We start from the raw sequence: 23,125 nt of genomic DNA, 5'->3' as shown, positions 1-23,125 counted from the left end.
TTAAATCAGCTTTTTTACCAATAATTTAAAATATATCAATTACATGAGTCAAATTGCAAAAGAATTTGGAATCGATAAGGCCTTAAAAGAATTAGGCTTAAAGGATATAAACAACGGTACTTCTACTGGAAAAGACTTTTTTAGTAATGGTGAAATCATCGAATCTTATTCTCCCGTAGACGGAGCTTTAATAGGAAAGGTGAAAGCGACCACTAAGGAAGATTTTGAAAAAGTGATTTCTACCGCATCTGAAGGTTTTAAAGAATGGAGAACACTTCCTGCACCACAGCGTGGAGAAGTAGTGAGAAAATTTAATGATGAACTGCGTCGTTTAAAAGAACCATTAGGAAAATTGGTTTCTTACGAAATGGGGAAATCGTATCAAGAAGGATTGGGAGAAGTACAGGAAATGATAGACATCTGTGATTTTGCAGTAGGTCTATCTCGCCAGTTGCACGGGTTAACCATGCATTCTGAGCGCCCTGGTCATAGAATGTACGAACAATACCACCCATTGGGCGTAGTAGGCGTAATTTCTGCGTTTAACTTCCCAGTAGCGGTTTGGTCTTGGAACACGGCCTTAGCTTGGGTTTGTGGAGATGCTTGTATCTGGAAAGGATCTGAGAAGACTCCGCTTACTTCTGTAGCGTGTCAAAATATTGCAGCGCGTGTATTTTCTGAAAACGGAGTTCCAGAAGGAATTTCTTGTTTAATTACAGGAGACCATACGGTTGGAGAGATGATGACTAAAGATGAGCGTGTGCCATTAATTTCAGCTACAGGTTCTACCCGAATGGGGAAAATCGTAGCGAAGGAAGTAGCAGGACGTCTAGGAAAAACTTTACTGGAGCTTGGTGGAAACAATGCGATTATTGTAACGCCAGATGCGAACATTAAAAATACGGTAATTGGAGCTGTATTTGGAGCGGTTGGTACTTGCGGGCAGCGTTGTACGTCTACGCGTCGCTTAATTGTACACGAAGATATCTATGATAAAGTAAAAGATGCCGTGGTTAAAGCTTACGGACAGTTGCGTATTGGGAATCCATTGGATGAAAACAATCACGTAGGGCCGTTAATCGATAAAGATTCTGTAAAGAATTACCTAAATGCCTTGAAAAAAGTAGAGGAAGAAGGCGGTAAAGTTTTAGTTGAAGGTGGTGTTTTAGAAGGCGAAGGTTACGAAAGCGGATGCTACGTAAAACCTGCTATCGCGGAAGCGGAAAACCATTTTGAAATTGTACAACACGAAACTTTTGCTCCTGTATTATATATCATGAAGTATAAAGGAGATGTAACCGATGCGTTGAAATTGCAAAACGGAGTTCGTCAAGGACTTTCTTCGGCAATTATGACCAACAATCTGCGTGAAGCAGAGCGTTTTCTTTCTGTAGAAGGATCTGACTGCGGAATCTCTAACGTAAATATTGGTACTTCTGGTGCTGAGATTGGTGGAGCTTTTGGTGGTGAAAAAGATACCGGAGGCGGAAGAGAATCTGGTTCTGATGCTTGGAAAGTGTATATGCGTCGTCAAACCAACACGATTAATTATACCACGGAACTTCCTTTAGCACAAGGAATCAAATTTGATTTATAGAAAACGAAATGTCAGGTCGAGCGGAGTCGAGACCTAGTTGAAGAACTAAAATTTCTCGATTACCACCTGCTTAGAAAACTTAGGAAATCAAGATTTCTTGTTTTCTAAAGTATCCCACTCGAAGTGAAAATTTCGTATAACATAGAAAACCCCCTCGCTTTTTTAAAGTGAGGGGGTTTTTGTTTATACCAATTTAAATGTTATCTGTTTAATTAGTATTAAGCATTCAAACAACATTTCTTGTATTTTTTGCCGCTTCCACAAGGACAAGGGTCGTTTCTTCTCGGCTCTTTTGGTTTTATTGAAGGCTCGCTGTCTTGATTGTTTAAGATTAACCTCTGGAAAGCTTCTTCGTCAAAGCTAACATCATCATCATCATCAAAATCATCATCCTCAAGAAAGTCTTCTTCTTCTTCAAAATCTATATCTTCAAATTCTTTTTCAAGGTAGCTTTCATAACCTACTTTCCATAAGTGGTATTTTTCAAAAAAATTGGATTTATGGAATTCTTTTTTCAAATAATTTAATTCTGTTTCCTGAATATTTTTCTCTATTTCTTCTAGATCACCACAGACATCTTCAGCCACTAAGTTGAGTTTATAAAGCTTTGTAATCTCTGGAAGCAATTCTTTAAAACCAGCCGAAACCACATCTGAAATAATTAAACCGTAGGTAAGTTCATTTGTATAATCTTCATCTTCTTGTTTCTCGATAAAAAAGTCAAGGATATGTTTATAATCACTTAAAAATTGTTGGCGAAGTGCTGGTTTCTCTCTTAAGAGGTAAATAAATCCTTCAGAAACATAGGATTTGGAAAAAGTATATAAATTAGGAAGTTTTAAGAATTCAAAAAATTGTTTATAATGTTCTTCTCCGAAAGTAAACACTATAGAATTGACAATATCATTAATAAAATCGCCAAACCAAGTTTCATAAATTTCCTCGTCTTGCTGAAGAACCTCTAGAATTGTAGGAATTGCCTCTGTAGCTTTAAGTTCACAAATTATAAATAGGGCGTGAATAGGGAACATGGTAAACTCTTCATTTTCGGGATCATTTAAAAAATACTCGAAACGTAAAATACTGTCATTCAGCACCTTTTGAAGATCTTTTATTAGCGGCTCCCGTTCTAACGCAAGAATTTTTTGCAATTTATTTTCTGGGAAATCGTAATCTTCCTCATAAAGCCACTGCATTTGTAGCGGGAAATTAAATTTTGGAGCTTCAAGTGTTTGTAAATGGGAATGTCTATCTGCCCCTGTCTTATAAGGTTCGGGTGGTATTTCATGATCTATATCCTGCTCTAATTCTAATTCAGTTTTATAGTCTTCAATCCTCCATTCTAAATCTAGAACCTTGGGGTTATCCTTATCTAATTCTTGAATCATTTCTAAACGAATTTCGGCTTGCTCCAAATCGCCTGTATATAAGTAATAGAGTCCGCTTATTTGATAGAAAGAAATAAATTCGGCAATATGAAAAGTATCTCGGTTAGGATATAAGTCTTGCAATTCCATTTCCTCTCCCAAAACTTCAGGAATCTTGTCATATTCTTGTGAAGTAAGATATTCTGCAGCAAGATTTACTTTTCCGAAGAAATAATCGGGATGTTCTTTATGCAATCGCTTGTTGAGTTGGATCGCTTTTTCCATTTCCCCGCGTTGTTTATAAACTACAGTTAAAAAGTTTTTAAAAATGGGAACTTGTGGATATTTGGTAATCAATTTTTGTAGTTTTTGAATCATATACTTCCTGCCCTTTTCCACATCGGGATGTATATCTTCAATAATTTCCTGAATAAACGGAGTTACACAATTCTGCTTGTTTAAAATTTCGGGATCATTGGTTATTTTATAATTTCTTTGCTCGTATCTAGAATCTTCCATCTTCTTTAATTTTTAATAATGACAACTTCACTATCGGGATACCATCCTTTAAGCGATGAATTGTAAAATTAACGCATGGAAATCTAAATCTTATTGAAAGTTTTAAAAAATGGAGAGGGTTTTATTTTTTATTGGTGGAGCTTTTGGTGGAGGAAAAGATACCGGAGGCGGAAGAGAATCTGGTAGTGATGCTTGGAAAGTGTATATGCGTCGTCAAACCAACACGATTAATTATACCACGGAACTTCCTTTAGCACAAGGAATTAAATTTGATTTGTAGAAAATCAAATGTCAGGTCGAGCGGAGTCGAGACCTAGTTGAAGAACTAAAACTTCTCGATTACCACCTGCTTAGAAAACTTAGGAAATCAAGATTTCTTGTTTTCTAAAGCATCCCACTCGAAGTGACAATTTCGTATAACATAGAAAACCCCCTCGCTTTTTTAAAGTGAGGGGGTTTTTGTTATCTTCATCTTTCAAAGAAAAAACTGTGGAAGATCAATTTTTAACGTGTCAACCAGCGCCAGCACTAGCTCCCTATATTGCATATTATTACGTGCACCAGTCTTTTTCTTCCCACTTTCACAAGACGTTTACCTATTATCCTCACTTTAAACATGCGCTTACCGCTTACCAACAGAGCTCGCATTGTTTACTTGATGAGGTGACAGCAAAAGTTCTACCGGATGTTGATGCTTCTCCCATAGTCTATTCTAAACTTCAAACAAGAATAGGTACGGTGCATTTACATGGGGTTTTTCAAAAAGTAGGCATTGTTTTTCAACCTTTGGGAATACATCATTTTATTCACGGAAATTATACCGACCTATTTCCTAATCATGTGAATTATGTAAGTTGCTTCGGAAGAAATTTTGAGAAAGTTCTTGATCTCGTTTTTACTGCGGAAGAGATTGAGGAAAAATCAACTTTATTGAACAGCTACTTTCTTGAGCGTCAAACGGAGTTTCCAGAAGTGAGACTGAAAAAAGCTTTGCAGCGTATCATTGAAAGCGAAGGAATGATTGCGGTGCAAGATCTTGCTGAAGAGTTGGAAGTGAGTAGAAAAACGCTTTTACGCTTGTTTCAGAAACATTTGGATTGTTCGGTTGAAGGGTATAAAAAATTGATTAAATTTAGATTGGCACTAAAAAAAATACAAGAGCAAAAAGACGTTAATCTCACGCAGATTTCTTCGGAAAACTATTTTGATCAATCCGATTTTATCAAGCAATTTAAGAAACTAACGCAGCTTCCGCCGAAAAAATTCTTGGCTGCTGTTACCAAAATGGGGTCAGAAGATACAATTTGGAATTTTAAAGACTAAACTGGTACAATGTCCCAATTCTACAATTTTGTGAATTCTTTTGAAGTTAGTTTTGTAAAAAAACAAATAGAACCAACAATAAAAAATAAGTTTTTTATTGTTGGTAGCATTCTAAAAATTTATAAATGGCAGACTTAGTAATCAGAAGAAAAAAAGAATTCACATTTGGTTTAATTGGTGTAAATATTTATTTAGATAATAAAAAAATTGGACGTATTGATAGGGGAGAAATAAAAAAATGGAATATTGAAGAAGGAAAGCACACCTTGTTCGCTAAAGGCGGATTAGTTCTCAAAAGCCAGAAAATAACGTTTGAAGCAAAACACAATGAGGTATTTGTTATTGAAATTGAAAGTTTTGGCAATGGATATGTAAAGTCGTTTTTACAGATTAAAAAGTTAGAAATCATAAATAAATAGTTATAAAAACAGCTATTATTTCAACTAAACTATGAAAAAATCCATGTTCATTTTATTACTGGCTTTTGCGGCAAATTGTTACGCCCAAGATTACGATAAGAAATTTTACGTAGCAGACAGTTTGGTTTATGCTAAAACCGATACGATTGCCAATGCCCGAAAAGGCTATGAGATGTATCGGGAATTGTATGTGGAGGTTCCAGAAAAAGTGAGTTTTTGGCATCTATATGATATGGCCTACGCCGCCAATAAATTTAAGGATCCCGAAACAGGATTTTATTGGCTCAATAAAATCCTAGAAGAGAAATATAAGGAGCAGAATTTAAGAATGATTTTTAAGTACGCTAAAAGCGATTTTTATCACCTACAAGAATCTCCGAAATGGGAAGCTTTTCAAGAAAAAGTGGAGCGTAAAATTGAAACCTATCAGAACAAACTAAAAGCACAACAACAAAAGTGGATGCAACAAGGCTTAGGTGGTGCCACTTATTCAGCGCTGAACGACGGGAAAGAGTTGTATCAAGCGATTCGGGATTTTGAAGACTATCCAAGCATTCCTTCAGAGGTTTTTGGGTTTATAAAAGTGAACGATACTTTGGACAACAATTTCTTTGTCCGTCTTTCCAAATCGTATAACCCAAAGCAACCTAACAAATTGCTATTCTTTTTAAACGGAGCCGTGCGTCACCAACAAATTCCGGCTTATCCCAACACTTCATTAGAGGAAGGTTGGCAACGTTTTTACAAGCACTATGCAGAAGAAAACAATGTGATTATGGTGTATCCCAATTCGAATAAAGAATTTAACTGGATGCTGGGAGATCAAGGTTTTGCCATGGTCACCGATATTTTAAAAACACTCAAGCAGTTTATTAATATAGATGATGATGCGGTTTTTGCGACCGGTCATTCTAACGGAGCTACAGGTTCTTTTAATCTTTTGGTTAAAAATCCCAGTGCTTTTGCAGGATTCTACGGAATGAATACTCAGCCTAAAGTTTATACGGGCGGAACTTTTCTCAAAAACATGAACCAACGCTCGTTTTATAATATTTCAACCGATGAGGATTATTATTTTCCACCCAAAGCCAACGATAGCTTGGTGAAATTAGCTAGGAAGCTAGGTTTAAATTATAATGACCATCGCTATAATGGCTTTCCTCATTGGTTTCCTCAGTTTCCAGCATCTGAAGAACCTATCAAAGACAGCTTTGAAGATTTGAAATCACAGCAAAGAAACTCGTTTCCAAATGAATTATACTGGGAAACGGATGATGTAAAAAATGGCAAGATAGATTGGTTAGAGATAAAGCAGCTCGACACCATGCAACCCAAAAAGCAGTGGCATCAAGAAGTAAATTTCACCATCTACGAGAAGAAATATTATGATGATCAGGATTCGTTACGCACTAAAAAAGTGAATGAGAAAGCTTTTGATTTTCCACGAAAATCTGCTGCGGTAAAAGCCAATTATAAAGACAATGTCTTTCGCATAAAAACTTCCCGGGTAAGGGAACTCAGCGTTTTTATTTCTCCCGAAATGGTAACTATGAAGCAAGCCATTTCTATTTATGTGAATGGAGAACTCCGTTACCAAAAGAAACCGACTTACGACCGAGATTTTATTTTAAAGAATTTCAAGAAAACCTACGATCGCAAAGCGGTTTGGGTGGAGGAAGTGAAGTTGAGGTTATAGTTTATATTGGTTTAAAAAAATCGCGATTTTCAATTAAAAACCCAACTGGTTAAAGTTGGGTTTTTGTGTGTTTTCATTATTAAAATAAAATTTAACTCGGATTCAATATTGTTTATTAAGCGTCATAAATTCTGGAAATATTTGCTCTGCTAAGCCTGTTTGACAAGATTGTGTTTTTTCTCCTCTAAGCGAAAAACCCAAGTTCATTTGTAAGCCGTTATTTATAACTGCTATACCTAATATAGCCATTTTGACCACAAATATAATTTTCTCCCATGTAATATAGATGATAGGTTTCTCCATTTTCATTTAGATAATCTCCCTCAATTACTAACAAATCATCATCAGGTAAGTTGGTAGTATCTATAATGATATTTCCGTTATTATCTGTTATTTTATATTTAATTATAAGTTCATCTACACTAATGCCTAAAAAGCTTTTATTAATTTTAGATATAACGAACTCATAGCTTTTGTTATTATAATTTCCAGTCCAGACGCCAATATATGTATCAAATAAGTTATTTTTATTAAGTTTCGCTATTATTTGACTTTTTTCTGCTATTATTAAAACTTACTTTAATTATTGCTTGGTTAAAATCATTTTTTGATTTATAGGAAATATCTGAGGGGCTTGTTCCGTCTGAGAACAACGTCTTTCAGAATCTGGAATCATTATTAAATTCATTTGCGTACCAGCATTGAATGTTGCCATAAATAAATTTCCAGCATGAGTACATTCATAACCAACATAATTGACTTGATAGGTTTCCTCGTTAGAAAGAAAATAGTTACCATTAAGTGTTAATGTATCATCATTAGAAAAGTTTAAAGTATTAATTAATATATTATTTTGTGCATCTGTTATTTTGTACTTTATTGATAGTTTATCAATTTTTAAAGGTCGAATAGACGAAATATAAGTATATCTTTCTATTTGTATTTCATAAGCTTTATTGTCGTAATTGCCAATCCATGTACCCTCAAAAGAAGTTAACTTATCATTGACATCTTTAAAATAACTATTGTCGTAAATTTCAATTTCGTTTTCTAAGTAGTTAATATGTTTTTCAACAGGAATGATATTTTCGATTATTATTATTCCATTAGTTTTTTGAGCTCTACAATTATAGCTTAAAACGATTATTGTTATGGCTAGTATTATTTTCATTATTTTCATTTTTAACAGTTTTGAGTTTTAACTTATTCATAGATACTTTAGAATTTTAATCACAGCCTAAATCAGAGATAGGAGCATTACCTAAAAGAACATCCTTTACGTCATTCCAATTTGGCCTGTATTTACTTTGAGGAGCAACATTGGCTATACCATAATTAACATCATCATTGCAAAGGTTTTATCCATAGATTACTTAAATAATTATAAAAACTAGCACTATTTTTCTGCCAACCACTTTTTATTAGCAAAAACTAGAATTATAGCTAAGGAAGAATAGATTATAAAATCTTCTATTAATCCATAGTTAAATCGCTCTCCTGTCAGAAAGTATGTTCTTTCTAATGGAAATTCAAATTCATGAATTATTAGGACAAACAAGAAAATCAAGATACTTAAGAATGATATAATAATCCAACTTTTTAATTTTCTAAACCATTTTGTTCTGGAGAGAGAGTAAAATGCTATAACTGCAAGTATATATACCCAAAAGCTATAAACAAATTGCCAAATAAATGTATATTTTGCTGCTTTAAATTCTCCCCGAATATAAGCTCTGGGTTTAATCGGGATTATATTGGTAAACTCGATAAATGCTTGAATCGCGTGCTTACATAAAAATAGTATTAATGCAATTCCAAGAACTTTTAAGATGATTCGAACGTACTTCGTAGTTTAAAAATAGTTATTATCTATTGCTTGGTTAATAACATCTGACTATTGGTAGGGAATTCTTGCTCTGCAAAGCCATTGGGGCAATCATCTTCATTATACGGGGACTCTCCTAAGTATAAATACAATTTCATTTGTGTATTGTCATTAAAAGTTTTAATAAATAGAGTACCTGACTGTCCACAATCGTATTCATACCCAGCATAATCTAATTGATATGCTCCTGAAGGATTTACATATTGTCCCATGGCTACATAATCGTTATCATCTGGTAATGGTAGCGTATTTAATAAAATAGTTCCATTTGCATCCGTGATTTTATAGCGTAAGTGCAACTGATCATAAGTGAGCGAAGTTCTAATTTGAGATTGATAAACAACCTCTTCGACTACAATTTCATAGTTTTTATTATCATAACTTCCAAGCCATGTACCTGTAAATTTATTTAATACATTATTTATGTCTTTAATATAGGTTCCGTCTGGTATTTCGTTTTGGTAATCAAAAAAGTCTTCTACAGGTATAATGTTTTGTGCTTTGCAGCTTAAAGCTGCGAAAACAAACAAACAGATTAAGAGTGTGTTTTTCATAATGTATGATTATAAGTTTATTTTTCAGCAAGTTTCGCTATCAACATTCTCGTTATTATTAATTCTATCTTTGTAGAACTCTCAAAGCTAGCATCGGCTTTAAATCTGGCTCATTCTAAATTATTTTGTTTGAGTTATTGCTAAGAAACTTTTATGTAGTCTTTAAAATACAAAAACCCAAATCTAATGAGTTGGTTTTTTGTATTTTAATTATTAAAGTAAAATCTAACTTGGATTCATTATTGTTTATTAAGAGTCATAAATTCTGGAAATATTTGCTCTGCTGGGCCTGTTTGGCAAGACTGCGTCATTTCTCCCTCTACAGACAAACCAAAGTTTAACTGTGTTCCGTTATTTACAACTGCCATAGTAATATAACCATTTTGACCACATTTATAATTTTCCCCAATATAATATAAGTGATATGTTTCTCCATTCTCATCTAGATAATCTCCCTCAATTACTAACAAATCATCATCGGGTAAATTTGTTGTATTAACCAGAATATTTCCGTTATTATCTGTTATTTTATATTTAATTATAAGTTCATCTACAGTAATGCCTAAAAAGCTTTTATTAATTTTAGATATAACGAACTCATAGCTTTTGTTATTATAGTTTCCAGTCCAGACTCCAATATATTTATCAAATAAGTTATTAATATCTTTATAGTAAGTATTATCTGGAACCTCTATTTCATTATTCCGATTTATAATTTGCTGTTCAACAGGAATGATGTTTTGTGGTGATGGTAATGTTTGTGCTTTACAGCTTACAACTGCAATTATCAAAAAAAGTAGCATTAATCTCATATTTAAAGATATAAAAAAAATCCGCGTAAAGCGGATTTTATATAATCATAAACAACCTAAGTCCTAAAACCTATACCCCACACTAAAACCTCCGTGAAATTCAATCGCAGAGAAGCGATCTTTTACTTCGTCGCTAAAGTTACGCGCAATAGAAACATAAGGGCCTAAAACAAATTTGTCGCCAAAATTCCATTTATATCCTGCTCCTAATCCAACCATAAAGGCATTCATATCGGTGGTGGTGCTTACTTTAGTTCCTTCAATTTCTATGTCTTGTTCAAAATCTCCAAAACGGTATTTTATAAACGGATTAGCATAAATACCAGATCCCGCATTTTCTTGTCCAAAGTAATAATTATAGCCTAATTTAATACTGTTGGTTTTAAACTTTCTAGAGCCTTTTTCACTGTGGTAATTGATGCGGTCGTTGATTAAAAACTCAACGTCTACCGATTGGTTAAAACCTATAAAGCGTTCGTAACCCACTTCTACCGATGCGATCGCAATGGTATTAGCGATGTTCAATTTTGCTTCGTTTTGAGGAAAGCTTTCTTGTTGCGCTTTAACACTTATTCCGACAAGGAAAAGAAAAGCAAGACTAGCTATTTTTTTCATAATGATTCAATTTTTGTGCAAATATAGGTTAATTTCTTCCTTTTTCATTAGGATATAATTTCCATACAGGATCGCTTTGAAAAACCTCTTTACTGCTTACCTCTAACATGGATAATTTTCCTTTAAAGGCGGCGCCCGTATCTACATTCCACACATTGGCCGCGCGTACGGGGTTTTCTTTATTAATTCGGGTTACCGGCGTGTGTCCTATAAAAATTTCATCAAATAAAGACAAGCGTTTGGGATAACGAAAATCATCTTTGGGGATGCTTTTATCTAAGCATAAAGCGGTTTCCCATAAAGTCCTGTCCCAATAAAGCATATAAGGATCATATTCATATTCGGGGCCGTGGAGGTTGGAGAAGCCGGCGTGAAGAAACAGTCTGTTTTCATCATCAATGTAGTAATTCACCATTTCATTAAAAAAGCTAAGATGCTGCTCTATCGTTTCTTGGGGTAAATTTCTATAGGCGTCTATACTCGATTGCCCGCCGTGCGCCAACCACTTTTCCTTAGTTTCGTGAGTTTGGAGCCATTGGTGCAGCAAATCGTCGTGATTGCCACGTATAAAAATGCAGCTGTTTTGTTTGCTTAATTCGATGAGGTAAGAAATCACTTTAGCCGAATCGCTCCATCCATCTACATAATCGCCCAAAAAAATAAGTTGATCATTAGGGGTTATTTTTGCCCTTTCCAATACTTGTTTTAAAGCCTTTAGACCGCCGTGTATATCGCCAATGGCAAAAATTCTATTCATTTAATTGTATTTTACTTTTCTTAAGATTCTAATATTTTCTTTGTAACGCACGTAAGCTTCTGGGTAGTTTTCTTTGAGCAGCTCTTTAGATTTTTCTAATTCCTCAATTGCTTCCGGGAAACCGTTAAAATAGCAAAGTAAATAGTTGGCAGGAAGTTTTAAAAGATCTTCTTTCTCTATTTCGCTTAAGCGGATTTGTTTCTGCATCTTATGAATAAGGCTGCTATTGCTGTTCATAATATGGTATAAAGTAGATTTTGAAAATAGAGGCGGCTCGAACAGCATTTTGTTTTCAATCTCATAGCTTATATTGTTGTGAAACTTAATCGTCACTTCCTCTAGAGGATAGTACCTATAAGACTTGTAAAGACCTAAATGTACATATTCTAAAATTTTAAAATAATCATCACCAATCTCAATACTGACTTCATCCAAATCTGAATAAAATAATTTTACCTGCTCGTTAATCAGCTGAATATTGACCCTAGAATAAAACGTCCCTCTTTCATTCACTTTCTTTTTCCCAGCCCAGCACACCACAAAATACTCTTTAAATACGTGATAGGTGGGATCATAATCTTTGCTGCGTTGCATAAAATCAAAAACACCATCTAAAGTATATTTAATCGTGTTTTGGGAGTGACTTTCTATTGCTGCTACTTTTTCTACGTTGCTATGGTCTACTTTTACTTCAAAATTTTGAGGCATACTAATACTGCCTTTCCGATAAAAAACCATGCCGCCATAATACTTCCAAATGTTCTTTTTTAGAGAACAAACGCGTTCTTTATTGGGACTTATGCTAATTAATCCCACCACTTTCCCATCGGGTAAATGCGGAAATAAAATATTAGCGTAATTGACTCTTGGCGGATGAGTTAAATACGCGTTTACCAAATTTTGTATTTTGCTATCGTCATAAAAATCGACTCCAATGATGAGGTTTTTTTGATCTTCAACGCCAATAACAATATAACTATTGTTGTAAGGATTGCTGTTAGATAGGGCGCAAATGTGCTTTAATAGCTTGGCTTTCCCTTCTTTATCACCCAAATTCACTTGTAGCTTTTTATCATAAAAACTATTCTCGTCACTGTGGGCGAGTAAGTTTTTAATTAATAAGCGTTTATTGATCATGGGAGTCGGTTTTAGCTTTTGTCGACAATTGTCGAAGAAGCTTGCGCCGTACACATCACGGTAAGATCGGCTATGTTCACATGATGAGGACGCATGACGACAAAGCAAATGATTTCGGCAATGTCTTTTGCTTGCAAGGCTTTAAAACCTTGGTATACTTTGTTAGCCCTTTCTTCATCGTCCTTAAATCGTACTTTGCTAAATTCGGTTTCTACCAATCCTGGATTAATAGCACCCACTTTTACACCAGATCCGTTAAGGTCTATACGCATTCCTTGGTTAATGGCATCTACGGCATGCTTACTGGCGCAATAGATATTTCCTTTAGGATACACTTCCTTTCCTGCAGTAGAACCAATATTTATAATATGACCTCCCTCTCTTTCTAGCATGCCAGGAATAATTTGTTTGCTCACATACAAGAGCCCTTTTACATTAATATCAATCATAGCATCCCAATCCTCAAGATTTCCTTCTTGAAAAGTATCCAATCCGTGCGCATTTCCCGCATTGTTAATCAAGACATCTATCTCCTGAAATTCTTCTGGTAAAGAATGAATTGCTTTTTTCACTTCGTTCTTATCTCTAACATCAAATACGAGTTGATGCGTAGGGGTATGTTTTAAGAATTCTTGTAATTCAGTTAGTTTTGTTTCTCTTCTTCCGCAGAGCACCAATTGAAAACCTTCTTTAGCTAAGGCGATGGCCGTTGCTTTTCCAATTCCGCTGGAAGCACCTGTAATAAAAGCTGTTTTTCTCATAGTAAATTTCTTGGTTAGAATTCGCTTTAAAAATTATTCTTATTTAAGGGGATGAACAAATCTTTACGGAAGATATAAATTTTAGTGCAACTAAGGAAGTGATTGGTCTAATAAACGAAATTGAATATACTTTGGTATATTAAATCTAATTTCTATTATCTAAAAGCATAACGGTCTATTATCTTAGCTGGACACGACTAATTTTAAAACAACCTCCTTTTTTTGCAACATCTACCAAATTACAGAGTCCATTATAAGGGTGACCTAAAATGCAAAACAATTTTTCAGGTTTTAACCAATTGTTAACAAGAAATCAACAATATTTTTTTCACTTTGCATCGTTATAAAGTTCGCAAAGAAATAAAATTAAACTAAGAATGGATCAGCAGCAAAACTCATCGGTAGACATCGCAGAATTAAATGAAAAAATACAACGGGAAAGTGCTTTTGTAGATGTATTAACCCAAGAGATGAACAAGGTTATTGTTGGCCAAAAACATATGGTTGAACGTCTCTTAATTGGGTTGTTAGGTCAAGGGCATATTTTGTTAGAAGGAGTGCCGGGATTGGCAAAAACTTTAGCCATTAATACGCTCTCTAAAGCGGTTAAGGGAAGCTTTAGCAGAATTCAGTTTACGCCAGATTTACTTCCGGCAGATGTGGTGGGTACCATGATTTATAACATTAAACTTTCTGATTTCAGTATCAAAAAAGGGCCCATTTTCGCCAATTTTGTACTGGCAGATGAGATTAACCGTGCACCGGCAAAAGTACAGTCTGCTTTACTAGAAGCGATGCAAGAAAAGCAAGTTACTATTGGCGATACCACCTTTATATTAGACAAGCCATTTTTAGTAATGGCTACACAAAACCCGGTAGAGCAAGAAGGAACTTATCCTTTACCCGAAGCTCAAGTCGATCGTTTTATGCTAAAAACGGTGATCGATTATCCCACGCTCGAAGATGAACAATTGGTGGTTCGCGCTAATTTAAAAGGAAGTTTTGAGCAAGTGAATCCTGTAGTTTCTCTAGATCAAATCCGCAGCGCACAACAAGCCGCGAGAGATGTGTATATGGATGAGAAAATTGAAAAATACATTCTAGATATTGTTTTTGCTACGCGTTACCCAGAGCGGTACAATTTAGAATCCCTAAAACCGCTTATTTCGTTTGGAGCCTCTCCTCGTGGGAGTATCAACCTAGCAACGGCAGCAAAATGTTATGCGTTTATAAAGCGAAGAGGTTATGTGATTCCCGAAGATGTACGAGCGATAGTGATGGACGTTCTTCGCCATAGAGTAGGAATTACCTACGAAGCGGAAGCAGAAAATATTACTTCGGAAGATATTGTGGGTAAAATTATCAACGAGATTGAAGTACCATAAAAAGCGATCGAATTGAATACGGTGCAATGCATCATCAAATAAGAAAGCATATCATGGATACCAAAGAATTACTAAAAAAAGTACGGAAGATAGAAATCAAAACACGACGGTTGAGTAACCACGTGTTTGGAGGGGAATACCATTCTACCTTTAAAGGTCGCGGAATGACCTTTAGTGAAGTGCGTCAATATCAATTTGGCGACGATGTACGGGCCATAGACTGGAATGTGACCGCGCGTTACAACGAGCCTTTCGTAAAAATTTTTGAGGAGGAACGCGAACTTACCATGATGTTGATGGTAGATATTTCTGGCTCCGAGTTTTTTGGTACCCAGAGCAGTTTTAAGAAAGATATTGTCACAGAGATTTCGGCGACCTTGGCTTTTTCGGCGACACAGAATAACGATAAAATAGGCTTACTCCTTTTTTCAGACCAAATAGAACTCTATATCCCTCCCAAAAAAGGAAGGATGCACGTGCTAAGAATTATTCGGGAGTTGTTAGAGTTTCAGCCCAAAAGCACCAAAACCGATGTTACTGCAGCCTTAAAATATGTGCGAAATATGATGAAAAAGAAAGCCATCATTTTTATTCTTTCTGATTTTATGGATGATGACTATCAACGTACGCTCAAAATTTTAGCCAACAAACACGATGTTACAGGAATACGCGTCTATGATCAGCGCGAAGAAGAAATGCCCAATTTGGGGATGGTACAAATGCAAGATGCCGAAACGGGAGAATTCCTTTTGGTGAATACAGGCTCTTCAGGGGTAAGAAAAAATTATGCTAAACATTACCAAGAGCGAGTAGATTATTTTAAAACAAGCTTTAATTTAAGCGGCGCAGGAACCTTAAGTACGCGAGTAGATGAAGGTTATGTAAAAAAATTACTCGGTTATTTTAAACGAAGAGGATAAGAATATGAACAGGAGGGGGACACATAAAGCTTTACAAAATGTAGGAAGAAAATCGGTGTTGATTTTTTTCATCTGCTTGATGGCGATGGCTCCAAAAATTTTGGCGCAAGAAGTTTCTTCGGGGATTGACAGTACTTCCATTCAAATAGGTGCGCAAATCAAATATAAGATTCAGGTAGAAACCGATACGACCAACTTGGTGGTTTTTCCCGAAGGTCAAACTTTTATGCCGCTAGAGAATGTAGGAGCTTCAGCGATAGATACCACCATCAATAAAAATAAATTCAAGCTCCTAAGAGAATATGCTTTAACGCAATTTGATTCGGGTACGTATACCATTCCGCGGCAGCGTATTCTAATAAATGATCAAACGTTTTATACCGATTCTTTACTCGTTGAGGTAAGAAATGTGGCGGTAGATACCACAACACAAAAATTATATCCTGTAAAACCATCGATTAAAGTAGATAGGCCATTTTCTATAGCCGTATGGTTCTGGTGGTTATTGGCGACTTTGGTTATTATTGGTGCTTTGGTGTTCTTTTTATGGAAGAGGAATAAGAAGAAAACAGCGGCGCAACAAAAAGTGCCTCCTTTTGAAAAGGCGATGCTCAGTTTGAAAACCCTCGATGAAAGCCATCAATTGGAAAGCGGACAAATAAAATCGTATTATTCTTCCCTAACGGAAGCCATACGTCGCTATATTGATGAAAAAATTGACGATAGAGCTTTAGAAAGTACTACCAACGAATTAATTGCGCGTTTAAATTCCTTAACGGAAGAAGAGAAATTACGCATTAGCAAAGAGGATATTTCTAAACTGGAAGAGGTATTAACACGAGCCGACCTCATTAAATTTGCTGGTGCTTCTATGGATAGAATCACCGCAAAATCTGACCGACAAACGGTAGAAGAAAATATTTTCGCTTTTAAAGAAGCCATTCCAGAACCTACAGAAGAGGAATTGCTGAAAGACCAAGCCTATCGCGAAGCCGTGGCCAAACGGAGAAAACGAAAAACCATTATCATTAGCATTATAGCTGGGATTGGAATCTTGGTGGTAAGTGCCGTTGGGTTTATAGGTTTAAAAGGTTGGGATTATGTGCAAGAAAATATTTTGGGCAGCCCTTCTAAAGAATTATTGCGGGGAGAATGGATCCAGAGTGAATATGGGAATCCGCCGGTATCGCTTATTACGCCAAAAGTTTTGGTGCGTAATATGCAGCAAGACACCTTGCCACAGGCGCAAAATGGTGCCAATATTGAGAGTTTTTCTTACGGTGGTATTTTGGGCGAATATTACATTAACTTGAGCTTGGTGAACTTCCCAGAAAAGCAAGAATTTGATTTAGACAAGTCTATAGATGCGGTTTACACCGATTTTGAAAATAAAGGAGCCATTAATATTTTGATAAAAAATGAAGAGTTTACCACGGTAAATGGTGCAGAAGGAGTCAAGATTTTTGGAAGCTTTAAAATTAAGAATCCCTTGTTGGAAAACCGCAGTATTCAAAAATCATATACCATTCTTAATTTTGGTTACAATGGCGCTTTTGAGCAGTTGATGTTGGTGTATGAAAAGGATAACGCTGCCGCGGAAGAGATTACGAATAGAATTATTAATTCTATAGAATTAAAGATAACAGAAGAATAATGTTTAACCTTAATCACGTCACATTTGAGCATCCACAATGGTTTTGGCTTTTTTTGCTACTTCCAGTGCTTATGCTGTGGTATTTTTGGAAACGCAACCAGCAAACGCCAGAAGTTAAAATATCGAGTCTTAAAGGTTTTAAAGTCAATCAGGGGATTTTACCAAAATTAAGACCTTTATTATTTGTACTTCGCTTATTGGCATTGGCTTTATTAATTACGGCGATGGCTAGACCAAGAACCGTAGATGTTTCTACCAAAACCAATTCTACGCAAGGAATAGATATTATGATTGCGATAGATGTTTCGGCGAGTATGTTGGCGCAAGATTTAAAACCTAATCGTATAGAAGCACTTAAAAAAGTGGCTTCAGAGTTTGTGAAAGAACGGCCCAATGATCGTATTGGAGTGGTTGAATATGCTGGAGAAAGTTATACCAAAACGCCTATTACGAGTGATAAAAGAATTGTGTTAGAAGCCTTGCAAAGCATCGAATTTAGCAATTTGTTAGAAGGCGGAACGGCGATTGGAATGGGATTGGCAACATCGGTGAACCGATTAAAAGACAGCAAAGCGAAAAGCAAAGTGATTATTTTATTAACTGACGGAGTAAACAACTCGGGTTTTATAGATCCTAAAATCGCTACTGAATTGGCGATGGAATACGATATAAAAACCTACACTATTGGAATAGGAACTAACGGAATGGCGCTGGGACCTATCGCGATGGATAGGAATGGCCGCATAAAATATGGAAGCGTAAAAGTGGAAATAGACGAAGAGCTCATGAAAGAAATCGCTCAAAAAACAGGCGGAAAATATTTTAGAGCTACAGATAATGATAAGCTAGAAGCGATTTACGACGAAATCAATAAACTCGAAACCACCGAAGTGGAAGAGTTTAAGTATTATAATTATGATGAAAAGTACAGACCTTTACTTTTATTAGCGGGGGTTTTATTATTAATAGAGTTTGTTTTAAAGAGAACTATTTTTAGAAGTTTTGTGTAAATGTTAGTATTGGAAGAGAAAATATATTTTTGGTTACTAGCGGTGATTCCGGTGGTGTTGCTCTTGTACGCAGCACAAGTAATCTGGAAGCGAAAAACACAAAAAAAGTTTTCAGAACGTTCTTTTTTAGATCAGTTAAGCCCTAATAGATCGGTCTTTAAACCTTTATTAAAGGTGATTTTATTATCCCTTGCGCTCGCTTGTTTTGTGATTGCATTGGTTAACCCGAAAATAGGCTCTAAGACAGAAACCCTTAAACGCGAAGGCGTAGACGTGGTTTTTGCAGTAGATGTGTCTAAAAGTATGCTTGCTGAGGATATTGCGCCCAATAGATTGGAGAAATCTAAACAGCTGGTGACTCAAATTATTAATAATTTGGCTAGTGACCGCATTGGGATTATTGCCTATGCAGGATCTGCTTTTCCGCAGTTGCCCATCACCACCGATTATGGATCTGCAAAGTTATTTTTGCAATCTATGAATACAGATATGGTTTCGAGTCAGGGTACGGCCATTGGAGAAGCCATTAAATTGGCAGAAACCTATTATGACGATGAGTCTCAAACGAGTCGGGTGTTGTTTATTTTGAGTGATGGGGAAGATCACGGAGGCGAAATAGAAGAGGTAGTGGAGAATGCCAAAGAGAAAGGAATTAGAATTTTCACTATCGGTTTAGGTACCGAAAAAGGAGGGACAATTCCCATAAAAAGGAATGGCGTGACTCAAAGCTATAAGAAAGATAACAACGGAGAGACGGTCATCACCAGAATGGATCCTTCTACCTTAGAACTGATTGCCAAAAACGGCGATGGAATTTATATGAACGGCGCCAATACCCAAGAAGTCTTGGATAAAGTGACCGAAGCACTGGATTCCTTAGAAAAAACAGAATTTGAAACCAAACAATTTGCTGCTTACAAAGATCAATTTCAGTGGTTTATCGCTTTTGGCATACTTTTTATTGTATTAGATGTGTTCCTATTAGAGCGAAAAACAGCTTGGGTGACTCAACTTAATTTGTTTAATGAAAAGAAAGATAACCATGCAGATTAAGCACTATCATATCAAATGTATACAGCGGGTAATAATGATGCTTGTCATTTTGCTTTTCAGCGGAATTGTTTCTGCTCAAGAAAATACTAAAAAAGCTCAAAAGCAAGCAAGAGGTTATTCCGCGCAAGCGCAAGAATCTTTAGCCGAAAATGATTTTGCACAAGCCGAAGCTAACTATAGAAAAGCCATTTCTAAAGATCCCGATAATGCGGAAGCCAAGTATAATTTGGGAAATCTTTATTATTCAAAAGATAAAGAAATGGAGTCGGCACCCCGATTAAAGCAAGCGGGAGACGCCTCCAAAAGCAAAGCTTTAAAACACAAAGCTTTTCACAATGAGGGAAATGCTTATATGAAGCAAAAAAATTATGAACCCGCTGTGGAAGCCTTTAAAAATGCACTTCGCAACAATCCTCAAGACGATCAAACGCGTTATAATTTAGCCTTGGCAAAAAAAATGTTGGAAAAGGAACAACAGGAGCAAAATCAAGATCAGGATAAAGACAAGGATCAAAATCAAGACGAGCAAGATCAGCAAAATAAAGACCAAAAAGAGGACGGAGAGAATAAGAAGGAGGAAGGAGAGAATAAGGAGAAGGGCGATGAGGGCGATCAAAAAGACAAGCAAGATAAAAGCGATAAAGAGGAAGAGAAAGACGGCGACGAAAAGAAAGAAGAGCAGCCTAAAGATCCTTCTGAAGAGAAAGGAGAGGACTCTAAAGAGCAACAACCACAACAAGCAGAAGGAAAACTTTCTCCGCAGCAAATTAAAAATTTGCTAGAAGCGATGGAAAATCAAGAGAAAGAAATTCAGGATAAAATCAATGCTAAGAAAGCAAAAGGGAAGAAAGTAAGAACAGAAAAAGATTGGTAATGAAAAGTAAATTTATAGTTGCTGTTATCAGTTTTTTTCTTTGCCAAGTAGTATTGGCACAAGTAAAATTTGAAGCAGAAGTTAGTCGTGAAACCATTGGCGTTAACGAACGCGTGCGCATCGATTTTAAAATGAATCAAGATGGCGATAATTTTAATCCGCCAGATTTTAGAGGTTTTAAAGTTGTTGGCGGTCCTTACCAATCTATTAGCAACAGTTGGATTAATGGGAAACGAACCTATCAAAAATCTTATGGTTATTACTTGCAACCCAACGGAAGAGGAGATTTTACCATTGGACAAGCCGAAATTTTAATCGCTGGAACTACTTATAAAACCACGCCCATAGAGATTAAAGTCGTTGCTGCGGTAAATAAGCCTACAGACGGGACTAATGCAGAGATTGTAGCTTCGCAAAATATTCATTTGGTAACGAAGATTTCTAATGAAAATCCTTATTTAAATGAGGGTATAAGCGTAGAATACATTTTATATGTAAGTCCGAATATTAACGTGAGTCAGTGGCGTCCTGTTGATAGTCCTAAATTCCCCGATTTTTGGAGTGAAAACATAGATGTTTCTCGCTTAGACGTAAAAGATGGTACGTATCAAGGAGAACCCTATCGATACGTAAGTTTAAGGAAAACGATTTTATATCCGCAGAAAACAGGAGAGCTTAGCTTAGAACCTCTAACCTTATCGGTTTCGGTAGAAGTACCTTCAGATCGTAGAGATATTTTTGGAAGAAGGTTGTTTGAGACCGTTCAACAAAGAGTTTCTGCAAGTGCCAAGACCATTAAGGTAAAACCGCTTCCTCAGCAAGGGAAACCAGCTGGTTTTACCGGTGCGGTGGGTAGTTTTAACTTTAGTGTGACTACCAATAAGCAGAGTTTGGATGCTTCAGAATCTTTAGAGGCTAAAGTAAAAGTTTCCGGTAACGGGAATTTAATGCTTTTTCAATTGCCGAAATTGACTCTGCCCGCTTCATTAGAGGTTTACGAGCCAGAACATAATCAAGATACGAGAACCGGTCATAACGGCGTGGTTGGAAGCATCACCGATACTTATACTATTGTTCCGCAGCAAAAAGGGAAATACCCTATAGAGCCGGTGAGTTTTTCTTATTTTGATGTGAAAAGTGGGTCTTACAAAGTCTTGTCTTCTAAAGAACTTATGATTGATGTAGAAAATGGACCAATGGCTAGCATTCCTAGTAATTCGGGTAGTGCGAGCTCCAATAAACAAGAAGTGATTTCTACAGGGAGTCAGTTTAGGTATCTAAAATTACAGCCTAATTTAAAGCCGATGGGAGAAGAGCGTTTCTTTAAAAGTCTATGGTTTTGGCTACTGATTCTTTTGCCTTTGTTAGCGATTCCGTTAAGTATTATTTTCGGAAAAAAGAGAAAAGAACGTTTGAATGATGTGGCAGGAAAACAAGTAAAGAAAGCCGATAAACTAGCTAGAAAATACCTTTCTGAAGCGAAGAAAAATATTGGTGATCCTAATGCTTTTTATTTGGCTTTAGAAAAATCTTTACATAACTTTTTAAGAGCCAAACTATCCATACAAACCAGTGAGATGAGTAAAGATAGGATTAGAACTATTTTGACAGAGAAACAGATCGATTCGGGTACGACAGATGATTTTATTCAATTGCTGAAAAATTGTGAGATGGCTAGGTATAGTTTGTCTTCACAAGCCGCGATGGAACAAGATTACGGACAAGCTGCCCAAGTATTGTCCTTAATAGATAAAGACCTTTAAGCTATGAAAAAGATATTATTCCTTTGCGTATTAAGCTTTTCTATGAGTGTTTTGGGGCAAGATTATTCTGCTGTTTTTGAAAAAGCCACTCAAGATTACGCCAGCGGAAATTATGAGGCGGCGATAGCGAAATACGAACAGATTCTGGATGGAGAGCAAGAGTCGGTGGCTTTGTATTATAATTTGGGAAATGCCCATTATAAATTAGATCACATTGCACCTAGTATTTTCTACTATGAAAAAGCCTTGCAATTGAGTCCGCAAAATCAAGATGTACAAAACAATTTGGCTTTTGCTGAGCAGATGACCATCGATGCGATTGAAGAAGCAAGTCCTACAGGAATTGATAAACTTAAAGCAAATACGATAGGAACGTTTGGCAGCGAAACTTGGGCAAAAATGGCGATTGCCGGCGTGTTTATCTTTGTAGTCTTCTTTATTTGGTATTACTTTTCTATAGGAACTGGACTGAAGCGTTTGCTTTTTTCCGTTTCTATTATAGGAATGCTTCTGTTTATATTTTCATTTAGCTTTGCGTTTATTCAGCAGCAAGATACTTCTCAAGAGCGCTACGGAATCATTTTTTCTGAAGAAGCTTCCATCAAAGCAGAACCCAATCCTAAAGCATCTGAAGCTTTCTTATTGCATGAAGGTACCAAAGTGAAATTGCTGGATGGCTTTAATGGTTTCTATAAATTAGAGATTGGTGATGGGAGACAAGGCTGGCTAAAGCAAGAGCATGTGAAGGCGTTGTAGTAAGGAGAGTTGAAAGTTAAAAGTGAAAAATTCAGTATTCAGTATTCAGTGATGAGAGGTGAATTAAAAGTGATAAACTTAAAGTGAAATTTTTTTAATCTCCAATCAAAAATCTCCAATCTCCAATCGTTAATCAAAAAAGATTCCTCCTTTTTCAGTATTCAGTATTCAGTAATGAGTAGTTAGTATGGTGTGCTTCCCTAAATAGAGTTGACCGTTTTGGTTAATATACTAATTTATTTTTATCATAATTCTATCGGACAATTAT

General features: G+C 35.9%; 22 protein-coding genes. 13 read left to right on the top strand and 9 right to left on the bottom strand.

The features are described 5' to 3' along the window. Positions 1–43: 43 nt before the first annotated feature. Positions 44–1,597 (top strand): L-piperidine-6-carboxylate dehydrogenase, encoded by a 1,554-nt coding sequence (amaB, locus tag RBU60_RS06175; protein ID WP_308863869.1) that lies wholly within the window; start codon positions 44–46, stop codon positions 1,595–1,597. Positions 1,598–1,815: 218 nt separating this feature from the next. On the opposite strand, the gene RBU60_RS06170 is transcribed toward amaB, so the two are convergent. Next, positions 1,816–3,483, bottom strand: a complete 1,668-nt coding sequence (locus RBU60_RS06170) for a DUF1186 domain-containing protein (protein ID WP_308863868.1) — start codon at positions 3,481–3,483, stop codon at positions 1,816–1,818. A 109-nt stretch (positions 3,484–3,592) separates the two neighbouring features. Here RBU60_RS06170 and RBU60_RS06165 point away from each other — a divergent pair, with 109 nt between their 5' ends. From RBU60_RS06165 to RBU60_RS06150, 4 genes are all read left to right on the top strand, one after another. Next, positions 3,593–3,763: a hypothetical protein gene (locus tag RBU60_RS06165; protein ID WP_308863867.1), complete on the top strand. Its 171-nt coding sequence runs from the start codon at positions 3,593–3,595 to the stop codon at positions 3,761–3,763. A 209-nt stretch (positions 3,764–3,972) separates the two neighbouring features. Further along, positions 3,973–4,806, top strand: a complete 834-nt coding sequence (locus tag RBU60_RS06160; protein WP_308863865.1) for a helix-turn-helix domain-containing protein — start codon at positions 3,973–3,975, stop codon at positions 4,804–4,806. Between the two features lie 125 nt (positions 4,807–4,931). After that, entirely contained in the window at positions 4,932–5,225 is a 294-nt protein-coding gene (locus RBU60_RS06155) for a hypothetical protein (protein WP_308863864.1), read from the top strand. Between the two features lie 43 nt (positions 5,226–5,268). After that, positions 5,269–6,921: a hypothetical protein gene (locus RBU60_RS06150; protein ID WP_308863862.1), complete on the top strand. Its 1,653-nt coding sequence runs from the start codon at positions 5,269–5,271 to the stop codon at positions 6,919–6,921. Positions 6,922–7,023: 102 nt separating this feature from the next. On the opposite strand, the gene RBU60_RS06145 is transcribed toward RBU60_RS06150, so the two are convergent. From RBU60_RS06145 to RBU60_RS06110, 8 genes are all read right to left on the bottom strand, one after another. Continuing rightward, positions 7,024–7,224 (bottom strand): hypothetical protein, encoded by a 201-nt coding sequence (locus RBU60_RS06145; protein WP_308863860.1) that lies wholly within the window; start codon positions 7,222–7,224, stop codon positions 7,024–7,026. A gap of 280 nt (positions 7,225–7,504) precedes the next feature. Then, a complete protein-coding gene (locus RBU60_RS06140) occupies positions 7,505–8,092 on the bottom strand; it encodes a hypothetical protein (protein WP_308863859.1) in 588 nt (195 codons plus the stop codon). A 698-nt stretch (positions 8,093–8,790) separates the two neighbouring features. Continuing rightward, on the bottom strand, positions 8,791–9,360 hold the full coding sequence (locus RBU60_RS06135; protein WP_308863858.1) for a DUF6705 family protein: 570 nt from the start codon (positions 9,358–9,360) through the stop codon (positions 8,791–8,793). Between the two features lie 239 nt (positions 9,361–9,599). Then, positions 9,600–10,172, bottom strand: a complete 573-nt coding sequence (locus RBU60_RS06130; protein ID WP_308863856.1) for a DUF6705 family protein — start codon at positions 10,170–10,172, stop codon at positions 9,600–9,602. Positions 10,173–10,235: 63 nt separating this feature from the next. After that, positions 10,236–10,787, bottom strand: coding sequence for an autotransporter outer membrane beta-barrel domain-containing protein (locus RBU60_RS06125; RefSeq protein WP_308863854.1), 552 nt, complete (start codon positions 10,785–10,787; stop codon positions 10,236–10,238). Between the two features lie 28 nt (positions 10,788–10,815). Then, entirely contained in the window at positions 10,816–11,544 is a 729-nt protein-coding gene (locus RBU60_RS06120) for a metallophosphoesterase family protein (protein WP_308863853.1), read from the bottom strand. Continuing rightward, positions 11,545–12,681 (bottom strand): ATP-binding protein, encoded by a 1,137-nt coding sequence (locus RBU60_RS06115; protein ID WP_308863851.1) that lies wholly within the window; start codon positions 12,679–12,681, stop codon positions 11,545–11,547. 11 nt (positions 12,682–12,692) lie between these two features. Further along, positions 12,693–13,442, bottom strand: a complete 750-nt coding sequence (locus RBU60_RS06110) for an SDR family NAD(P)-dependent oxidoreductase (RefSeq protein ID WP_308863849.1) — start codon at positions 13,440–13,442, stop codon at positions 12,693–12,695. A gap of 377 nt (positions 13,443–13,819) precedes the next feature. On the opposite strand from RBU60_RS06110, the gene RBU60_RS06105 reads away from it, so the two are divergent. The 8 genes from RBU60_RS06105 to RBU60_RS06070 are packed head-to-tail and all read left to right on the top strand — an operon-like array spanning position 13,820 to position 22,857. Continuing rightward, positions 13,820–14,827, top strand: coding sequence for an AAA family ATPase (locus tag RBU60_RS06105; RefSeq protein WP_308863848.1), 1,008 nt, complete (start codon positions 13,820–13,822; stop codon positions 14,825–14,827). 53 nt (positions 14,828–14,880) lie between these two features. Then, on the top strand, positions 14,881–15,747 hold the full coding sequence (locus RBU60_RS06100; RefSeq protein WP_308863914.1) for a DUF58 domain-containing protein: 867 nt from the start codon (positions 14,881–14,883) through the stop codon (positions 15,745–15,747). A gap of 4 nt (positions 15,748–15,751) precedes the next feature. Beyond that, entirely contained in the window at positions 15,752–17,401 is a 1,650-nt protein-coding gene (locus tag RBU60_RS06095; RefSeq protein WP_308863847.1) for a DUF4381 domain-containing protein, read from the top strand. Continuing rightward, positions 17,401–18,411, top strand: a complete 1,011-nt coding sequence (locus tag RBU60_RS06090) for a vWA domain-containing protein (protein WP_308863846.1) — start codon at positions 17,401–17,403, stop codon at positions 18,409–18,411. The genes RBU60_RS06095 and RBU60_RS06090 overlap by 1 nt, the downstream gene beginning before the upstream one ends. Continuing rightward, entirely contained in the window at positions 18,412–19,464 is a 1,053-nt protein-coding gene (locus RBU60_RS06085) for a vWA domain-containing protein (protein ID WP_308863844.1), read from the top strand. Beyond that, positions 19,436–20,338, top strand: a complete 903-nt coding sequence (locus tag RBU60_RS06080) for a tetratricopeptide repeat protein (protein WP_308863843.1) — start codon at positions 19,436–19,438, stop codon at positions 20,336–20,338. The genes RBU60_RS06085 and RBU60_RS06080 overlap by 29 nt, the downstream gene beginning before the upstream one ends. Further along, entirely contained in the window at positions 20,338–22,101 is a 1,764-nt protein-coding gene (locus RBU60_RS06075) for a BatD family protein (RefSeq protein WP_308863842.1), read from the top strand. Before RBU60_RS06080 ends, RBU60_RS06075 begins: the two co-directional genes overlap by 1 nt. A gap of 3 nt (positions 22,102–22,104) precedes the next feature. Then, positions 22,105–22,857 carry a tetratricopeptide repeat protein gene (locus tag RBU60_RS06070; protein ID WP_308863841.1) on the top strand — a complete coding sequence of 251 codons (753 nt, stop codon included), beginning with the start codon at positions 22,105–22,107 and terminating at the stop codon, positions 22,855–22,857. The last annotated feature ends 268 nt before the right edge of the window (positions 22,858–23,125 follow it).

Source organism: Mesonia profundi (assembly GCF_031085155.1).
Lineage (GTDB): Bacteria > Bacteroidota > Bacteroidia > Flavobacteriales > Flavobacteriaceae > Mesonia > Mesonia profundi.
The sequence above is the reverse complement of the archived record's forward strand: the minus strand, read 5'-3'. Positions and strand labels throughout refer to the sequence as shown.